Origin of the sequence: Nocardia sp. NPDC049526 (assembly GCF_044465765.1) — a bacterium.
GTDB lineage: Bacteria > Actinomycetota > Actinomycetes > Mycobacteriales > Mycobacteriaceae > Nocardia.
Map to the genome: position 1 here is coordinate 89671 of NZ_JBITMA010000019.1, position 18521 is coordinate 108191.

7 protein-coding genes are annotated in these 18521 nt (G+C 67.0%); 1 reads left to right on the plus strand and 6 read right to left on the minus strand.

What is annotated here, in order from left to right:
* Positions 1-4 precede the first annotated feature (4 nt).
* Positions 5-1381: a SagB family peptide dehydrogenase gene (locus ACIBW7_RS38475; protein ID WP_397055270.1), complete on the plus strand. Its 1377-nt coding sequence runs from the start codon at positions 5-7 to the stop codon at positions 1379-1381.
* On the opposite strand, the gene ACIBW7_RS38480 is transcribed toward ACIBW7_RS38475, so the two are convergent.
* From ACIBW7_RS38480 to ACIBW7_RS38505, 6 genes are all read right to left on the minus strand, one after another.
* Positions 1353-2426 carry an MAB_1171c family putative transporter gene (locus ACIBW7_RS38480; protein ID WP_397055272.1) on the minus strand — a complete coding sequence of 358 codons (1074 nt, stop codon included), beginning with the start codon at positions 2424-2426 and terminating at the stop codon, positions 1353-1355. The genes ACIBW7_RS38475 and ACIBW7_RS38480 overlap by 29 nt on opposite strands.
* A 73-nt stretch (positions 2427-2499) precedes the next feature.
* Entirely contained in the window at positions 2500-6813 is a 4314-nt protein-coding gene (gene nbtC / locus ACIBW7_RS38485) for a nocobactin polyketide synthase NbtC (RefSeq protein ID WP_397055274.1), read from the minus strand.
* On the minus strand, positions 6761-8071 hold the full coding sequence (locus ACIBW7_RS38490; RefSeq protein WP_397055337.1) for a polyketide synthase: 1311 nt from the start codon (positions 8069-8071) through the stop codon (positions 6761-6763). Before ACIBW7_RS38490 ends, nbtC begins: the two co-directional genes overlap by 53 nt.
* 8 nt (positions 8072-8079) lie before the next feature.
* A complete protein-coding gene (locus ACIBW7_RS38495) occupies positions 8080-8826 on the minus strand; it encodes a thioesterase II family protein (RefSeq protein WP_397055276.1) in 747 nt (248 codons plus the stop codon).
* A 39-nt stretch (positions 8827-8865) separates the two neighbouring features.
* Positions 8866-13410 carry an amino acid adenylation domain-containing protein gene (locus ACIBW7_RS38500; RefSeq protein ID WP_397055278.1) on the minus strand — a complete coding sequence of 1515 codons (4545 nt, stop codon included), beginning with the start codon at positions 13408-13410 and terminating at the stop codon, positions 8866-8868.
* Positions 13410-18518 (minus strand): amino acid adenylation domain-containing protein, encoded by a 5109-nt coding sequence (locus tag ACIBW7_RS38505; protein WP_397055280.1) that lies wholly within the window; start codon positions 18516-18518, stop codon positions 13410-13412. Before ACIBW7_RS38505 ends, ACIBW7_RS38500 begins: the two co-directional genes overlap by 1 nt.
* Positions 18519-18521 lie beyond the last annotated feature (3 nt).

Consider the following 18521-nt stretch of genomic DNA (forward strand, 5'->3'; position numbering starts at 1 on the left):
CAGGTTGTCCGTCCGTACCTATCCCGACCAGACCCGGTTCTCGCTGCGCGAGGGCGTCACCTGTCTTACCGTGCCCACGGGTGCGGTCCTGTTGAATCCACCGCACAAGGAAAAACTGACCGGACTCGGCGCCGCACAGTTGCATGCGCTGAAGACGCTCAACCGAGGCCCGTCCACCTTGGGCGAGATGACGCCGCAGGACGGCGCCGAGGTCGGTGAGCTGCTCGATCGGTTGACCGACGAAGGTTGGCTCGCGGTCACCGTCCGCGACGGCGGCCGCAATCTATACAGCATCCGGCCGTTCACGAAGCCACCCGGCCGGCCGGCCAGCCCGCTGCCCTGGTCCGCCACCTTGTCGAAATTCGCCGTGCTGCACCGGGATTCGGATGGCTTCGTGCTCGAACACCCGATGTCCTGGTGCGATGTGCGGATTCACGATCCACGGCTGCTCGCACTGCTCGACGGTCTGGGCGCGGGCGATGTCGCACTGCCGATCGGGATCAAGACACAGCTGGCCGCGGACCTACATTGGTGCGGTTTCCTCGTCGCGGATCCGTTCGACGAGGAACGGGAGTTCACCGGGCGCAGTTGGAGCGCACCAGATCTGTGGTTCCACCGTCGCAGCACGCTGGGCGCGCGCACCATCACCTGGGAGCACTTCGGCCCCACGAAATGGGCGAAGGGCTCGTTCCAGCAGCCGCCCGCGCGCAGGCCGGACTACCCGGGCGAACCGGTGCCACTGCGGGTTCCTGATCTGGCGGCCCTGCGCGCCAACGATCCGAGTCTCAGCACAGTGATCGAAGACCGGTACTCGTGCCGAGCCTTCGACGACACGCATCCGATCACCCGCGACCAACTGGCCGAACTACTGTTTCGCACCGCCCGTACCCGCGGCGTGCGATCGGCGGGCGAGGGCGAAGAGCTGGCCTCGCGTCCCTATCCTTCGGGCGGCAGCGTCTACGAGTTGGAGCTCTACCCGATCGTGCGGCATGTCGACGGACTGGCACCCGGTATGTATCACTACGACTCGTTCGACCACGTGCTGCGTCCGGTCGCCGACGCGGATTCCGCTGCGGTGCAACGCCTTGTGCGCTCGACCTCGGCGACGCTGGCCAACGGCGCCGAACCCCAGGTGGTGATCGTCATGGCCGCGCGCGTCGGGCGGGTGATGTGGACCTACGAACAGGTCGCCTACGCCAGCATTCTCAAACACGTCGGCGTGCTCATGCAGAACGTGTATCTGGCCGGAGCCGCAATGGGGCTGGGCGTCTGTGCCCAGGGATTCAGTGATACCTCGGCATTCGTCGAAGCTGCCGGCGTCGACGAACTGCAGGAGTGCAATGTCGGCAGCATTATCGTCGGCTCGCCCGCGGCTCATTGAGCGCGGCGCGAGCCATCGGCCATACCCGCGCGAGGTCGAGCAGGTGGCCGAGTTCAGCCATCACATCACGGGCATCGTGCAGGTACCCATCGGCTGTCCCAGCGGGAGGCGTACTGCCCGACGCCTTGGCATGCGCGGCCCGCGCCAGCTGCCGCGCATAGCTTTCTATGCTGTTCTCACGAGATTCACCAGGGGGCACGTATCTGCGCAGATGCTGTAGCGCATCCCTGGTCTCGACAACCATCCGGTACAGCCTGGAGTCGGCATCACCACCGGGATCGCCTTGGCGCAATACGATTTCCGGCACCACCGTGGTGAGATCACGCCACAGCGGGCGGAGTCGGCGCAGGTCGCGTCCGGTGCGGTCCAGCCCGCCGCGCGCGACCAACACCGTGATCAGGGGAATCGCGGCCAACGCCGTGACGACGAGACAGACCCCGCAGGATGCCACGGTCCATCGGCCTGCGCCGATACCGTCCGCACCTCCCGCGGCGGCCGAAACCGCTCCGGCGACGGCGGCAAAGCACCAGTAGGCCGCGACGAGTAGTAGACCGGTGTTCGCGAGCCGCGCCCGGGCGGACAGGGCGGCACCGCGCAGTTCCCGCCCAGCGGCGCGCACGGTATGCAGCCCGGCCAGCGTCATCGGCAGGTTGAGGATCAGCAACCAGCACGCCGTGTGCCACCATCCACCGGGCCCCTCATCGGTGAGCACGATCAGCACCGCACCACTGCCCGCCACGGCGTTGTAGACCCGCTGCCGTTCGCCCGCCGTGCGCGGATCGGCACCGTCGAACAACCGAGCAAGACCGTAGACGGCGGCCAATGTCAGTGGGCCGCTGACGATGAAGATGCCGTGGGTCAGCCAGGCGAATTCGGAGTCCGCACCGCCGACCTCGGCGAGGACGCCGATCGCGGACCAACTCAACGCCCAATTGATGAGCCGGTCGGCGGCGGTTTCATCGACGAGGAACCAGCGCGCGACAGCGACCAGGCACAGCAACACGATTACCGGCACCGCGAACCACATCGACACCGGGCCGGTCATCGGTCAACCACCCCAAGGGAGTTCATCGCCGCCGACAATAACGGGTCGGCCGGTCGGCGGCGAATCGCTCGGATCAGGGTTCCAGGTCACGTACTCCGATGAAGACGCGCTGGTCGAGTGCCAGCAGTGGATGATCAGCAGCGGGCAGCGTGAGTTCCGGCGTCAGCCCTGAGGCCACGAGCTGGTCCTGCCATTCGCGCTCGGTGAGGAAGATCCGGTCGGATCCCGCCCGCACGTCGGTAAGACCGGCATGCGGTTCACCCGGACGCGGCGACATGAGGAAGTGCACCGAGGTCAACAGCTGAGCGTGCGCGTGGCAGGTTTCGATGATGACCACCGCCCCACCCGGATTGAGCAGGTCGTGCAATTGACGCAGCGTGTCACCGATGTCGTGCGCGTTGTGCAGCACGTTGGCGGCGATCACAATGTCGTAGCGCGGCTGCTGTCGCAGGTCCGCATTCATATCCACGATGCCGTATCGCATCCATGGATATTCGGCGAAGCGCTGCTGGGCGGCGTCGAGGAAGAAGGTGGAGACGTCGGTGAAGTGGTAGTCGACCGGCAGTCCGGACACTGCGGCAGCGACATTATCGGTGGTGCCACCGATGCCTGCGCCCAGTTCCAGGATGCGAACCGGCGATCGGTCGTCGCGCAACCGCCGCACGATATCGGCGACCGCCTGCCCCGCGGCGATGTTCAGGTATCGACTCATCAGGTTTTCGCGATAGGCGGCCTCGGCGGTCAGCATGTCGCCATCGGGAAATAGCAACTCCTGCACGCGAATTCGGTCCTGAGCGAGTTCGATCAGGTGTTCGTCGGCAGCGGTGAGGAAGGTGGCGAGAGCCGGTGCGTAACCGAGGTCGGTACACACCTGGTACAGATCAGCCCGCACCGGCGACGGCACGGGGCGCAGATGCCGGTAGCCGCGCTCCGGATCATGAGCGAGGCAACCGTGCCGGGTAAGTTCCTGTAGCCACTGCCGCAGCAGCCACTGGTGCCGCGGTGCGAAGTCCAGTCGCGTCGCGATTTCGGCCACGGAGCGGGGTTCGTCGCCGGACAACGCCGGTGCCAGTGCCGCCGACATGGCACGCAAGCCGAATACGTCCATATCACTTCGCGCGGAACGGAACCGATCGACATCGAAATCACCGGGAACGGCACGCTCGGCGGCCAGCCGTGCCCGTTCGGTGAGATCGGCCCGCTCCGGCACCGCCGACGCGACCAGCGATTCGACAGTGGGCGCCGACCGCACCGGCGCGGTGACCGCCGATCCCGCCGAGGTAGGCGAGCGATCGCCGATCAACCGGATCACATCGTCGAGTGATGCGCCCCCGATGAGATCCGCGACAGGCACGTCGTACCTGAACTCGCTCTTGACCCGCCGACGCAGTTCCAGCGCCTGTAGGGAATCCAGGCCGATCGCCACCAGCGGCCGCCCGCTGTCAACCGCGTCGAGATCATCGGCACCGATGACCTCGGCGAGCAACCGCACCATCCGCCGCGGTACCTCTGTTCCGGCATCCGTACCCGGAGCAGGCGCGGCATCGAGTGCGGTCGGCACTACCAGATCCGACAGCAGCGGACCGTAGCCGAAGGCGCCGAGGACCGAACGCCCACGCGCCCAGTCGAACGCCGCGACCATCGCGTTCTGCCGCAATCCGCCGAGCCCGAGCGCGATGGCATCCACGGAACTCATCGGCAGGTAGCCCACCTCGGCCAGTTTCGCGATATCGGCGGCACCGCTCCGGCTCCGATGGACCCCCCATTGCCCCCATTGCACCGAAACGCAGTGCAGTCCTTCGGCACGACGGTGGTGCGCGAAGGCGTCGAGCATACGGTTGGCCGCTGTGTACACGATCGTGCCGCGTCCGCCGAGCGTCGCCGCCAGCGAAGAACACACGACCACACGGCAATCATCGGTCCTGGCAACCGAATTCAGCACATGCTCGAGGCCGACGATCTTTCCGCGCAGTGCGTTGTCGATCAGGTCCGGCGTGATTTCTGCCAGTTCGACATTGCCGATGGCCGAATTGTCGGCCGCGGCATGAATGATGAGCTGCGTCGGCCGGTTCTCGAACTCCGCCGCGAGTCGCCGAACGGCCGTGTCATCGGCGATATCGCATGACACGACCCGGATCTCGGCGACGCCCAACGTGCGAATCCACCGCAGTCGATCGGCGACCGCCGCGCTCTCGCCCGACCGGCTGACCAGCGTGACCCGCCGTGCGCCCTGCCGGACCAGGTGCTCGCAGAATTCCAGGCCGAGGTTGCCGGTGCCCCCGGTGATGAGGGCATGCTCCGGTGCGATCGGGCCGGCGAGGGCGGACCGGTCGGCTTCGACCAGCCGTTTGGCGTACAGATTGCCCTCACGCAACGCCAATTCCGGTTCCTCGGCCGTATGCAACGCCGCGATGATCGCGGGCACGTCGTCCGAATCCGGTTGGCCCGGTGACAGATCCAGGTGCCGGAAGGCGATGCCCGGATACTCGGTGCCCGCCGACCGGAATCCCGCGGCGGCCGCAGCATGCACCGGATGCGGCGCGGGGTCCTCGGGCACTACCGTCTCCCCGCCGACCGTCACCAGCCAGTACTCGGCCACCGCGGCACCGGGTTTCACCCACCAGCGCCGGGCGCCGAAAAACTCGGCCGCCGCGGCGACGGCGTCGGATCCCGCCATCTCCGGTAGGGCGGGCATCAGCACCACGTAGGTCTCGACCTCGCCGTCACCGTCCGCTTCGATATCGACGGTTCGTACGGTGAGCCCCTGACTTGTCGCGTGCTCGCACAAGGCGGCGGCGAAATCCGCGCAGTCCCCGGTGTAGTCGACGATGCCGATGGCGCGTGCCGGCGTCATCGAGCGCTGTACCAATCGCGCCCAGTTCTCGACCACCAGTTGCGGGGTCGTGTTCGCGGGCGGCGTCGGCTGCTGGATCGGGTCGACGGTGACGGACCGGGTTCGCGAGGATTCGTGCGACAGCCACAGCCTCGTCTCGTTCATCCGGACATTCGGGAAGTCCGACAGCGGCAGCCGAGGCGGAGCATCGGATGCACTACGCAGCCGATCCCATCGGTAGTTGAGATCATTGACCGCGAGGACCGCGAGGTACCTGGTGAATTCGGCCAGATCGGTCGCCGTCCGGCTAGTTGTGCCGGATACCGAAATGGCCTGCTCCGGGGCGAATTCGGCGACACTCTGCTCGACCGCCAGCTGCAGTGTCGGATGCTCGGCGAGCTCGACGAAGGTGTCGACCTCGCGCGCGAGCGCCGCGGCGATCGCCTTGTCGAAGCGGACGGTATTGCGCAGATTCCAGAACCAGTACTCCTCCAGCGGCGGGGTCGAATCGGCCGCGGTGCCGAGAGTGCCACCGAGGCAATCGATGTCGGTGTCGAGGAAATGTGAGTTCGCCAGCCTGCTGTGTGCCGCATCGCGAATCACATCGCGGAACTCGTTGAGCAGGCTGGTGTGCGCGGGGTAGCGAACCCGGATCACGCGCGCGAACCGATCCCGTCGAGCGAGCCCGTCCACGATGGCCTGTACGGTTTCGCGATCGCCGGAGATACCGACCATCCGCGGCGAATTCACTACCGACACCTCGGCCCAACCGGACTGGCGCGCCAGCAATTCCTCGCACTCGTCGCGGTCGGCGGCGACGACGGCCATCGCATACCGATCGGATGAGATCTTGTCGACCGCGCGAGCCCTCGTTCCGACGACGACGATCGCGTCGGCCAGGGTCATCGCGCCCGCGAGGTACGCCGCGGCGATCTCGCCCTGGCTGTGCCCGACTACGGCGCCCGGCGTGATGCCGACCGAGCGCCACAGCGCTCCGAGCCCGGCCATCTGCGTGAACAACGCGGGTTGCACGATCTCGGCCCGGTCGTCCGCATCGGCGTCGGCATCGAGCAGATACGGCAGCGGCGAAGCATCGAACTGCTCGCGGAAGATCGCATCGCAGCGGTCCACTTCGGCACGGAACGCGGGCGAAAGGTCATAGAACAGCTTGCCCATACCGGGACGCTGGCTGCCCTGGCCGGGCAGGACATAGGCGAGCTTGCGCGCCGCCGCGGGCGCGTTCGTGCGGATCACCGACGGGTGCTCATGGTCGTTCGCCACCGAGCGCAGCGCGGCTACGAGCTCGTCTCGGTCGGTGACCATCGCGAGTGCGCGATGCCGCCGCGCGACGCGGGTCCGAAACAGCATGTCGGCCACGCGATCCGGCGGCACCGCGGGATGCTGCGAGACATAGGAAAGAATCGCCGCGGCTTCGGCACGCAGCAGGCCCGGGGTTTCCGCCGACAACAGAACCGGAATCGATCCATCGGGTAGTAGATGGCTAGTAATCGTCGTTCTCCTCAGGAGCGGGCATCGCGATGATCGCGTGTGCATTGGATCCCCCGGCACCGAACGAGGAAACGGCTCCGTAGCGGACGCCGTTCGTTGGCTCCCATGGTTGCGCTGTCGTGGCCAGTCGTAGACTCGACCGCTCCCAATCCACTCGTTTGGTGGGATTCTCGGCGAACAGCGTGGCCGGAATCCGGCCGTGCCTGCCCGCCAGCAGCAGTTTGACCAGGCCGAGCATGCCCGCGGCGGCCTGCGCGTGGCCGACATTCGATTTCACCGAGCCGAGCAGTGCGTCGGCACCCACGGCGCCGTAGGTGTTCTGCAATGCGGTGAGTTCGACCGGATCACCTGCGCGGGTGGCCGTTCCGTGGCCCTCGATCATGCCGATCAGGGCCGGATCGATTCCGGCCTTCGCGATAGTCTTGCGGATCAACCGTTCCTGCGCATCGGTGCGGGGCACCAGGATCGGTTTGCCCTTGCCGTTGTGGTTGTAGCTGGAGCCGAGGACGTGACCGTAGATCCGGTGCCCGAGCCGTCGTGCGCGCGACTCGCGTTCCACCAGAACGATTCCGGCGCCTTCACCCCACAGCGTGCCGCTGGCGTCGTCGGCGTAGGACCGGCAATGCCCGTCTGCCGAAAGGGCGTTGTGTTTAGCGAATTCATAGAAGGCGATCGGCGAGCCCATCACACACACCGCACCGGCCAGCGCCCATTCGCAGTCGCCGTCGCGCACCGCCGCCGCGGCCAGGTGCAAAGCCGTCAACGAGGAGGCACAGGCCGCGTCGATGGTCGTCGACGGGCCGGTCAAGCCGAGGCTGTGCGATACCCGTCCGGCCACGCTCAGCGTGCCGTAGCCGATGATCCTGAGCCCGGTGTACTCGTTCACCTCGTCGCCGCGCGGACCGTATTCCATCGGTGACGCCCCGATGAAGCAGCCGCCGTCCTCCCCACCGAGTTCCCCCGGGTTGATGCCGGCGTTTTCCAGCGCCTTCCAGGCCACACGCAGGATCACCCGCTGCTGTGGATCCGTCGCCAGTGCCTCGCGCTGCCCGATACCGAAGAAGGCCGGATCGAATTCGGCCGCGTCGGTAAGGAATCCGCCGGCATCGCGAACCTCTGGCCAGCCCTCCAGCCGGGACAACGACAGCAGGTCGTCGACCGGCCAGCCGCGATCCCGTGGAAACGGCCCGACCAATTCCGCCGCTGCCGCGAGGGCGGACCAGAACGAGCCGGGGCTGTCGATACCGCCCGGCGCCTCGACGGCCATCCCGGAGATGACGATGTGGTCGACATCCCGTGCCATCGCCGCGGTCACGGCTGCGCCTGCTTCGCAAGCAATTCCGCGATGCCATCGACGTGACTGTGCAGATAGAAATGTCCGCCGTCGAACATCGTGACCTCGACATCGTCGCTGTGCTGCCGCCAGCCGTGCAGATCCCCCATGGTGACGATCGGATCCCGGTCACCGCCGATCGCGTGGATCCGGGTACCGATCCGAACCGTTTCCGGGCACCGGTAGGCTTCGGCGGCCTTGTGGTCGGCTTTGATGGCGGGCAACGACATCCGCATGATTTCGCGGCTGGCGAGCACATCGGAATTGATGCCCTCGAGCTTGATGAGGTGGTCGAGCAGCTCATCATCGTCCTCCGGCGTCGGCTTCCGATACGCGGCCCTGGACGGGGCGACCGCCGCCGAAACCGTCAACTGCCGCACATCGATTCCCGCCGCGGCGGCGAGCCGGACGAACTCGAAGCTGACCAGTGCGCCCATACTGTGCCCGAACGCGATGATCGGCACGCCGCGGTTGTATTCGGAGAGCCGGAATTCGGTGAACGCGCCCGCCGCGATGTCCGGCAGTGAAGTCAATGCCGGTTCCTTCGCGCGGTCCTGGCGGCCGGGGTACTGGAAGACGACTACATCGAAATTTTCACTGAACGCCTTGGAGAGGGTGCGGTAGGCCGAAGCTCCGGCGCCCGCGTGCGGAAAGATCAACAGCGGCAGTCGGTCAGGCGAATCCGGCTTGTGGAACTTTCTGATCCATCCGTGCTGCATCTGCATCTGCATCTCACTTTCACTTGCTTGAAATCCATGTCCGGATCACTGATCCAGTGCGGCCGCGAGCGCCGCGATACTGCGATCCCAGAGTTCGACCAGCCGGTCCACCTCGGATGGGGCGAACAGCGCCGCGCTCCATCGCCAGGTGGCCATCAACTGCGGACCCGCCGCCGTGGTGTGCACCGCGGCGATGAGGCCGAGCGAATAGCGCAGTGGCAGATCGGGTTCCGGCGCGATCGGCATGGCTTCGGTCAGGGCCGGATCGGTGATCATCGACCACGCCCGGTCGCTGGATCCGCCGAGATCGATACGGCCCAGATAGTTGAATTCGACCTGGGGTTCGGGAGCATCGGTGAGCTCGGGAACCGCACGCACCGACTGCAACAGTCCGAAGTCGAGGCCCTGTTCGGGCACCGAAGCCATATGCGCGACAACGGAATCGAACAGGACACGCACCGAGTGCGGGTCCGCCTCGGCTCGCTCCACGTCGATCGCGTATGTGCCCGCGCCGAGCCGCGCCGGATAGGTGGTCGAGAACCAGCCGACAGTGCCGGAAGTATCCGCGCCTATCACCGCATCAGCGCGGCCATGACTTTCCAATCCGATGAGCGCACCGCCGGTGTGCTCCTGGCCGCGCTCGCGCCGCCAGGACACCAACGTCATCGTCAACGCCGTCAACAGGAATTCACGAACTCCATCCGTCTTGGACAGCGGGCCGAGGATTCGCGCGGTCGTGTCGACCGGCACGACGGCCGGGGTGAGTCGCAGCGTCGACCAGGTATCGGTCGGGCGGGGCTTGCGACTGCCAACGGCGGGATCCGGGCCGTGCACCTGCGCGGCCCAGTAGTCGAGCTGTGTCAGCACCTCGGGTGTTTCGGCTCGCTGCCACATGAGCTGGCACCATCGGCGATACGAGATGGTTTCCGCGACGACCTTCGGCACCGCGCCGGCGACGATCTGCTCCCATGCCTCGGCCAGATCGGACAGCAGCATGTTCCACGACACCACATCCACAGCCAGGTGATGAATGGCCAGCAAGAGCAGGTCGCCGTTCGGTGTATCCCGCAACCACGCAGCGCGCACCAGATTTCCGGCCATCGGATCCAGCCCGTCGATCGCGGCGCGGCAGGCAGAGCTCAGCCACTTCTCGAACCCGCCTGCGGTGCTGTCGAATTCGAGCTGCGTGAGGATGTCGTCGGCGCGCACAGAGCCGGGTTCATGGGTGACCAGGCGCGGACCGTCGGCAGTGTCGACCAACCGAGAGCGCAAAGTGTCGTGCCCATCGAGCATCGTCTGCAACGCCGCGGCAAGATCGGCGGCGGCGATGCCGTCGGGCAGGGTGAGCAGCATGTGCTGGGCCATCCGGCGAAAGTGCGGTTGCCGGTACATCCACGACACGATCGGCAGGGGCGGCACCGGTCCGTAGTCGCCGGCGGTTGGGGCAGATCCGGCTGCCCCACGGCTGTCGATCAGCGCGGCAAGATCGCGAATCGTGGGTGCGGCCAAGACCATTCGAACGTCGATCGGTAGTTCCTGCCGCCGTGCCTTGTTCACCAGCGAGATCGCAACGATGCTGTCCATACCCATGGCGAAGAAATCCTCGGCGACGCCGGGCGTGCGACCGTCGAAGACCTCGGTGAGCACCGCGGCGAGGGTGTGCTCGGTCGCCGTGCTCGGCCCGGCGGCGTCCGGAGTCGCACCGTTGAGTGCCTGCTCCGCGAGCTCCGTGAGTTCGCGTATGTCGAGCTTGCCGTTGGCGTTCACCGGGAGTCGCGGCAACTTCACCAGCCGCGCCGGAATCATGTAGGAGGGCAGGTGATTTGCGAGCGCGGACCGCAAGCCGACCGGATCGGCGTCCCGGCCAGGCACGCATACCACGAAACCGATCAGGCTCACCGAGTCACCGCGGCGCACCACCGTCGCCGCCGCCGCGGTGATACCAGGCAGCGCTCGCAAAGCCGTTTCCACCTCACCGATTTCGATGCGGTAGCCGCGGATCTTCACCTGATCGTCGGCGCGGCCGAGGTAGGCGAGCCCGCCGCCGGGCAGCCTGCGGACCAGATCGCCGGTGCGGTACATCCGCCTGCCGCCGTGGAAAGGGTCGGCGACGAAACGGTCCGCCGTGATTCCTGGGCGATCGGCGTAGCCCCGGGCGAGCTGCGGACCCGCGAGGTACAGCTCCCCGAGCACACCGGTCGGCACCGGCCGCAACCTGGAATCCAGGACGTAGGCCGACATTCCGACGGTCGGCCTGCCGATCGTCGGCACGTCCTGGCCGACAGCCCCTGGCGCGGTCACGTCGGCCACCACCGCCTCGACGGTCGTCTCCGTCGGGCCGTAGCAGTTGTGCACCGCGATGTCCATGGCGCGCAAGCGGTTCCACAGCTGGGTATCGATGGCCTCGCCACCGAGCGCCAAGACGGACAGCCCCTGGTCGAGCAGGCCCGCCGCAGCCAGCTGCCGAAACATCGATGGCGTGGTATCGATCATGTCGATGCTGTGCCTGCCGAGGCCGTCGACGAGCCGGTGTGCGTCGCGCATGGCCGCGTCGTCGAACAGATGGATGCGGTGGCCGTCGAGCAGCCCGACCAACGGCTGCCAGGAGGCGTCGAAGCTCAACGACCAGGCATGTGCGATCCGCAGTTTGCGGCCGAGCCGCGCCGTGACGGGGCGGTAGACCCGTTCGCGGTGATCGGCGAAGTAACCGACAAGGGCCGCGTGGCAATTGACGACACCCTTCGGTTCGCCGGTCGAGCCAGAGGTGAAGATGATGTAGGCGCTGTGCGCGGGGTGCCGCACGATCTGCGGCAGTACCGCGGCGGACCCGGCGGCGGCGAGCGCCGGATCATCGAGGTCGATCGCCGAATCGATGCCTGCGCCATAGCCGTCCGCGGTCAATACCAGCTTCGGCCGCGACTGCCGCAGGATCAACTCGATGCGCGCCCTCGGCAAGGACACGTCGACAGGCACATAGGCCGCGCCGGCGGCGAACGTCGCCAAGACGGCGATGATCGCCCGCGAACTGCGCGGAAGATAGAGGGCCACAACATCTTCCGGGCCGACATCGTGCGCGATGAGCACACCGGCCAGCCGTACCACCGCATCGTGCAATTCGCGATAGTTCAGGCTCGAGTTGTCGGTGGTGAGCGCAACCGCGTCGGGGGTAGCGGCCACCTGGCGCTCGAACAGCTCGAAGATCGTTGCCTGCGAATCCCATCCGGGACGTCCCGGTGTGGCGGACGGGACCTGTTCAGCGAGTTCCTGTTCCGGGAGAACCGCGAGGTCGTCGGTGTGCGTCAGCGCGCTGTCCGGCATTCGGCGTAGTACGGCGAGCATGCAGGCGCCGATATCCTCCGGTATGAACGGCACCGTCGCACGCACCGCCTCCACCACCACGGCCAGTTCGTCACCGAGAACGTGCGATACCACGGTGAGCGGATAGTGCGTGAGGTTCTTGGCCATCAGGGCCCGGAACGTGACGTCACCGACGGTGTTCGTCGCGAGTGCGTCCTCCATCGGAGCGTTCTGGAAGACGAACATCGTGTCGAACAGGGAGCTGTACCCGGCCGCGCGCTGCACCGATGAGAGGCTCAGATAGCCGTTTTCCCGCATGGCCGCCGATTCGCGTTGCAGACGGGCGCATTCGGCCGCGACGGAGGCCGCAGGGTCCACCTCGAAGAACACCGGGATGGTGTTCAGGAACAGGCCGATCATGCGTTCCACGCCCGAGATCTGCTCCGGCCGCCCGGTGACGATTGTGCCGTACACGACGTCGCGGCGGTCGGTCAGCCGGGATAGCAGGATCGTCCAGGCGAACTGCACCGCCGAGTTGAGCGTCAGTCCGTGCTCGCGCGCCCACGCGCGCAACCGGGCGGTGTCCTCGGCGGGCAGTACAAAGCGGATGACCTCGGCCGTCGCCGATCCGCTCCGGGCGATGCCCATGCTCACGCCGTCGGCGACCATCAACGGCCCGCTCAGCCCGGCCAACTGCGCGGCCCACCAATTCCGCGCCGCCGACATATCTTTCGCGCCGAGCCAGCCGATGTAGTCGCGATAGGGCCGAACCGGCGGCAGCGCATCGACCGCGCCGCCCGCCCGGTACAACGCGCGCAGCTCACCGAACAGCACACCGAGCGACCACCCGTCCACGAGGATGTGGTGGATCATCAGGATCAACCGCGACCGCGCGGTTCCGTCGGCTTCCGGTGGCAGCGTAACCAGCGTGGCCCGCAGCGCCGGACCCCGGCTCAGGTCGAACGGGCGAATGCGGTCCTCGGCCTCGATGGCGTCGAGTTCATCGGGGCGCGCCGCACGTTCGGTCCACGGCAACTCGACCTGTCGCGGCACGATCTGCACGGGCTTGGGCACGTCGCGATCCCAGAACACGGCACGCAGATTCGGATGGCGTACCAGCAAACTCTCCAGGCAGCGCCGCAGCAGTGACACGTCCAGTGGCCCAACGATATCCACCACGAACGGAACCGTGTAGACGTCTTCGCCAGCACCGGCCAGTTGCGCCAGCGAAAACAGCCCCTCTTGTAATGGGCTGAGCGCGAGCACATCGTCGATCTCCGGAACGCCACTCATCAGCGTTGCGCCCACGAACTCTGGAGCGCGGCAAGCGCATCCGCGTCCAGCCCGGAGACCGACATCGGCGCGTGCTCGTTTTTACCCGCCCCGTCCGCTTCGCCTCCGGCCATCCCCCAGTGCTCGCCGGACGCCGCGGCCGGATTCGCGATGGCCTCGTCCACCGCGGCAGCCAATTCGGCGATGGTGAAGTACTCGAAGATCAGTTGCGGAGTCAGCGGCAGGCCCGCCTCCGCGGCCCTGGTCGCCCATTTGATCGCGATGACGCTGTCGCCGCCGAGCCCGAAGAACCCGTCCTCGCGGTCGATATCGGTGATCTCCAGCAGTTCCTCGAGGATCGCCGCCAGCGTGCGTTCGGTATCGGTCCGCGGTGCGCCGCTTTCGAATTCGGCCGGTACGGGTACAGGTGCGGCCTGCCGGACCACCGAACGGCTCTTGTCCCAGCCCGCGGGCAGCACGTCGAGCTCGCCGACGGAACGATCCGGCTCGTCGGCGAACGCTTGCAGCACGGCAACAAGCACATCGGCGAACACCTGACCGGTCGCGGCCTCGTACAGATCAGGGTTGACCACGACGCGCGCGATCAGATCACCGTTGGTCTCCACCGAGTAGTCGAGATGGAAGTCCATGAACGAGACGTCGTAGTACCCCGCGATACCGCTGATCGTCGTCGCACCATCCGCGGTGAACAGCTCCGGCTTCGGACGATGCCGGAAGTGCATCATCACCTGGAACAACGGGTTTCGGGACAGTGTGCGGGCCGGATTGATCGCCTCGACCAGCCGCTCGAACGGCACGCCCTGGTGGCTGATCGCGTCCAGCGCCGTCTCCCGCACCCGGTTGAGCATCGTGCGCGGCGTCGGATCGCCCGATACGTCATGTCGCATCACCACCACATTGGCGAACAGGCCGATGAGTTCATCGGTGGTCTGACCGATGCGGTTGGCGACCGCGGCGCCGATAGCGAAGTCGTCGCCGCCGCCGAGTGCGTTGACCACCACTGCGCTGACTGCCTGGCAGAGCGTGAATTCGGTCGCGCCGACCGCTTCGGCCCTGGCTCGCAACGCATTCCACGTCGCGGCGGGCAGCACCCGCGTCGCGCTGTGGCCGTTGCGGCCGAGCACCCGCGGACGGGGATGGTCGTGTGCGACAGCGATCTCGTCGGGCAGTCCGGCTAGTGCGTCGCGCCAGTAATCCAGCTGCGCCTGGCCATAGGCGCTGACTTCGCGGTTCGCGCCGCGATCGAAGATGTCGCGCTGCCACATCGCGAAATCGGCGAACTGGATATCGAATTCGGACCACCCCGGCGCGGCGCCTGCCGATCTGGCCTGGTAGGCCACCCGCAGATCGTCGACGAAGATCTGGCAGGACCGCATATCGGCGATGATGTGGTGCATCAGCACCGAAAGCACATGCGTATCCGGGCCGAGTTCGAGCAGCCGCAGCCGGACCATAGGTTCGGACCGCAGGTCGAATACGTAATCCCAGTCCGCCGCAAGCGCTTCGGCGACTCCGGTCTCGACGTCCCCGGTGAGCCGCACGATCGGCAGCGGCACCGGCGCGGGCGGGTGCACCAGCTGGTACGGCGTGTCCTCGTGCTCGGGGAAGGTGGTACGCAGTGATTCGTGACGGGCGACCACATCGTCGATAGCGGCGCGCAGCGCGGCGATATCGAGAGGGCCGTCGAAACGCACCGGGTAGCTGACGTTCTCGCCCTCGATGGGGCCCTCCAGCCGCCGCTGCAGCCAGTAGACGCGCTGCGAGTAGGACAGCGGAATGCGCTGCGGCCGTGGCCTACGTACCAGATCCGGCTTGGTGGCGCGAGTTTCGGTGACCGGTGCAGCCTCGATCTTCGCATCGGCCTGCTCGTCGGTCGGCTCAGGCGAGTCGATCTCGTCGAGGTCGATGTCGAACTCATCGCGGAAAGCCGCGACCAGATGGGCGGCGAGTTCGGTGACCGTCGGCTTGTCGAACGGCACCCGCATCTCGATCTCGACGCCGAATTCGGCCCGGATCATGGTGAGCAACCGCGCCGCGAGCAGTGAATGCCCGCCGAGCTCGAAGAACGAATCGTCGGCGCCGACCCGGTCGCGGTCGAACAGCGTGCCGAACAGCCCGGCGATCCGGATCTCGGTGGGGGTCTGGGGTTCCCGGTAGTCACGCGCTTCGGCGAGCACCGGTGCGGGCAGGGCCCGCTTGTCCAGCTTGCCGTGCGCGGTGAGCGGTATCTCGTCGATGACGACAAAGGTGGCGGGCACCATGTATTCGGGCAGCGCTGCGGCGACATGGTCGCGGAGATGGTCGAGGTCGACCTCCGCGCCGTGGACCGCAACGACGTAGGCCGCCAAGATCGGCCCAAGGGTCTCGTGCTCGGCGACGATCACCACGCTGTGCGCGACCGCGGGATGATCGGTGAGAGTGGCCTCGACCTCGCCCAGCTCGATCCGGTGGCCGCGCACCTTGACCTGTTCGTCTGCGCGGCCGATGAATTCGATCGCGCCGGCGGCGTTGCGGCGGGCCAGGTCACCGGTGCGGTACAGCCGCCCGCCGGGCAGGAACGGATCGGCGACGAAGCGCTCCGCCGTGAGACCGGGCCGGTGTAGGTAGCCACGGGCCAGCTGGCGGCCGCCGAGGTAGATCTCGCCGACCACACCCGACGGCACCAGTTGCAGGGCATCGTCGAGCAAGTAGAGGTGCACATTGCGGTTCGGCAGGCCGATCGGCACGATTCCGGTGCCCTGGGGACCGTCGACCCGCATGTGGGTCGAGCTCACCACCGCCTCGGTGGGACCGTAGTGGTTGCGCAGTTCCGCGTCGAATTGGGTGGCGAACCGGTCGGCCACCTCGCCCGGCAGCGCCTCGCCGCCGACCGGGACGTGCCGCAGTGTGCGCCAGTCGTTCACCTCGGGCAGCACCAGGAAGGTCGCCAGCATGGACGGCACCATGTGCAGCACTGTGATGCCTTGGCGGGTGACCAGATCCGCGACATAAGGAATGTCGCGGTAGGCATTCGGCTTCGGGATCACCACGCGCGCACCGGCGGTCAGTGTCACGTAGATGTCGAGCAGGGAGGCGTCGAAGCTCACCGAGGTCGATTGCAGCACTCGGTCCTGCGGCGTAACCGCCCATTCCGCGACGAAACCCGACAGGTGCTCGGCGATCGCACAATGCGGCACCGGAACGCCTTTCGGCTTGCCGGTGGATCCTGACGTGTAGATGACGTACGCGGTATTCGACGGACGCAGCAGCGCGATGCGATCGGCGTCGACCGGGTTCGCCGCCGGCAGAGCCGCCGCTTCCCGCTCGGCCGCGGCCAGCGCCGTGTCGTCCAGAACCAGCTTCGGGCGGGCATCGCCGAGCAGATATTCGATCCGGTCGGCAGGGTAGGCGGGATCAATAGGCAGGTACGCGGCGCCCGCCTTCAGCACGGCCAGGGTGGCGACGACGAATCCGACCGAGGTGGCCATGCGGAGCGCAACCAGCTCCTCGGGACCGGCACCGCGCCGAATCAGCCAGTGCGCCAACCGGTTCGCGCGTTCGTTCAACCCCAGGTATGTCAGCTCGACCGCATCGGAGGCCAGCGCGATGTGTTCGGGCGCGACGGTGACCTGTCGCTCGAACAGGGCGACCATGGTGGTCGGCTCCTCATCGACGAGCGCGCCATGCGATAGGGCGAGCAGGTGCTTCCGGTCGGCGTCACCGAGCAGATCGAGCTCACGGACCCGCAGGTGCGGATTCTGTAGCGCGCTGCCGAGCAACTGCACGTAGTGGTCCAGGAGCTGGGCGACCAGTGCCTGCTCGAACTGGTCGACAAGATAGGTCGCTTCGACTCGCGCGCCCGCCTCGTCGAGCACGACCATCAGGCCGAGCGGTTCCTGCGCGACCGCGCTGCCGAGCAACAGTTCGTGCGCCGTGATCCCGGGTAGGTCGAAACCATTCGCCACGCGGCGCACACTGAAGCTGAGCTGGACCAGCTGCGCCATCGCATCACTGCCCGCCACCCGCTCCGGGCTCACCGCCTGGATCACCCGATCGACGCCGACGTGCTGGTGCATGAACGCCCCGACACAGGCTTGCTTTGTCCGGTCGAGAAGTTCGGCGAAGGTGCCATCGCCGTCACCGGTCGCGCGGATCAGCAATGTGTTGCCGAAGTAGCCGATCAACGCCGCCGCGCTCGCGCCGCGGCGCTCGGTCACCGGCACCGAGACCAGGAAATCCGTTGCAGCCGTGTAGCGCTGGACCAGCGCCTGGAAACCGGCGAGCAGCACAATGAACGGTGTCGCCGACTGCTCCCGCCCGACCGCCGCGACCAGGTCCATGAGTTCCTGCGGCAGCGCATGGACGGACCGGGCCGCGCTGTTGGACATCGCGCCGCCCGTTCGCCGGCTCGGCAGTTCCAGGCGCTCCGGCAGCGGGGTCAGCGCGGAACGCCAGAACTCCAGTGCCGCACTGTCATCACGGCCGGTTTCGCCGAGTACCTCGACGTCGACGTACTGTGCTCGGACCTCGGGCAATTCGCCTGCACCGCGGTAGGCGGCGTTGAGCTCGGCGAAGAATACCGGCCACGAATCGTCATCCCAGCCGATGTGATGAATCACCAGGACGAGCACGTGTGACTCGGCGCCGGTGCGAATCAAGGTTGCCCGCAACGGAAGATCGGCCGTCAGATCGAAGGGCCGGGCAAATTCGCGCCGCGCCAGCACTTCCACCCGCCGCTCCTGGACAGCCGCCGCCAGATCGGTGAGATCGTGCTGCTGCCAGGAAATCTCGGCGTCAGCGCGGGATACCTGATATGGCTCACCGCTGTCGCCCGGGTGGTAAGTGGTGCGGAGGACCTCGTGGCGAGCGATGACGACGCCGACCGCATGCCGCAACCGCTCCGCATCGAGAGGTCCGTCGAGCCGGTACGCCACACAGATGTTGAGCGTGGTGTCACTCGGATCGAGCCTCTGTAGGAACCACATTCGCTGCTGTGCCGCCGACAGCGGGGCAGGTTCGCCGGCGCCGCGGGCCTGCGCGGCGGGCTGCTGGACCGTCGCCTGCACGCCTTGCTCGCGCATCCGTCTTTGCAGCAGCTGCTTGCGGCGCTCCAGAATGTCGTCTGCCATGTC

Bases quoted from the DNA above. Each gene is read 5' to 3' on its own strand.
- nbtC (WP_397055274.1), bottom strand. From the start codon at position 6,813: ATGCACACGCGATCATCGCGATGCCCGCTCCTGAGGAGAACGACGATT.
- ACIBW7_RS38480 (WP_397055272.1), bottom strand. From the start codon at position 2,426: ATGACCGGCCCGGTGTCGATGTGGTTCGCGGTGCCGGTAATCGTGTTG.
- ACIBW7_RS38490 (WP_397055337.1), bottom strand. From the start codon at position 8,071: ATGGCACGGGATGTCGACCACATCGTCATCTCCGGGATGGCCGTCGAG.
- ACIBW7_RS38495 (WP_397055276.1), bottom strand. From the start codon at position 8,826: ATGCAGATGCAGCACGGATGGATCAGAAAGTTCCACAAGCCGGATTCG.
- ACIBW7_RS38500 (WP_397055278.1), bottom strand. From the start codon at position 13,410: ATGAGTGGCGTTCCGGAGATCGACGATGTGCTCGCGCTCAGCCCATTA.
- ACIBW7_RS38505 (WP_397055280.1), bottom strand. From the start codon at position 18,518: ATGGCAGACGACATTCTGGAGCGCCGCAAGCAGCTGCTGCAAAGACGG.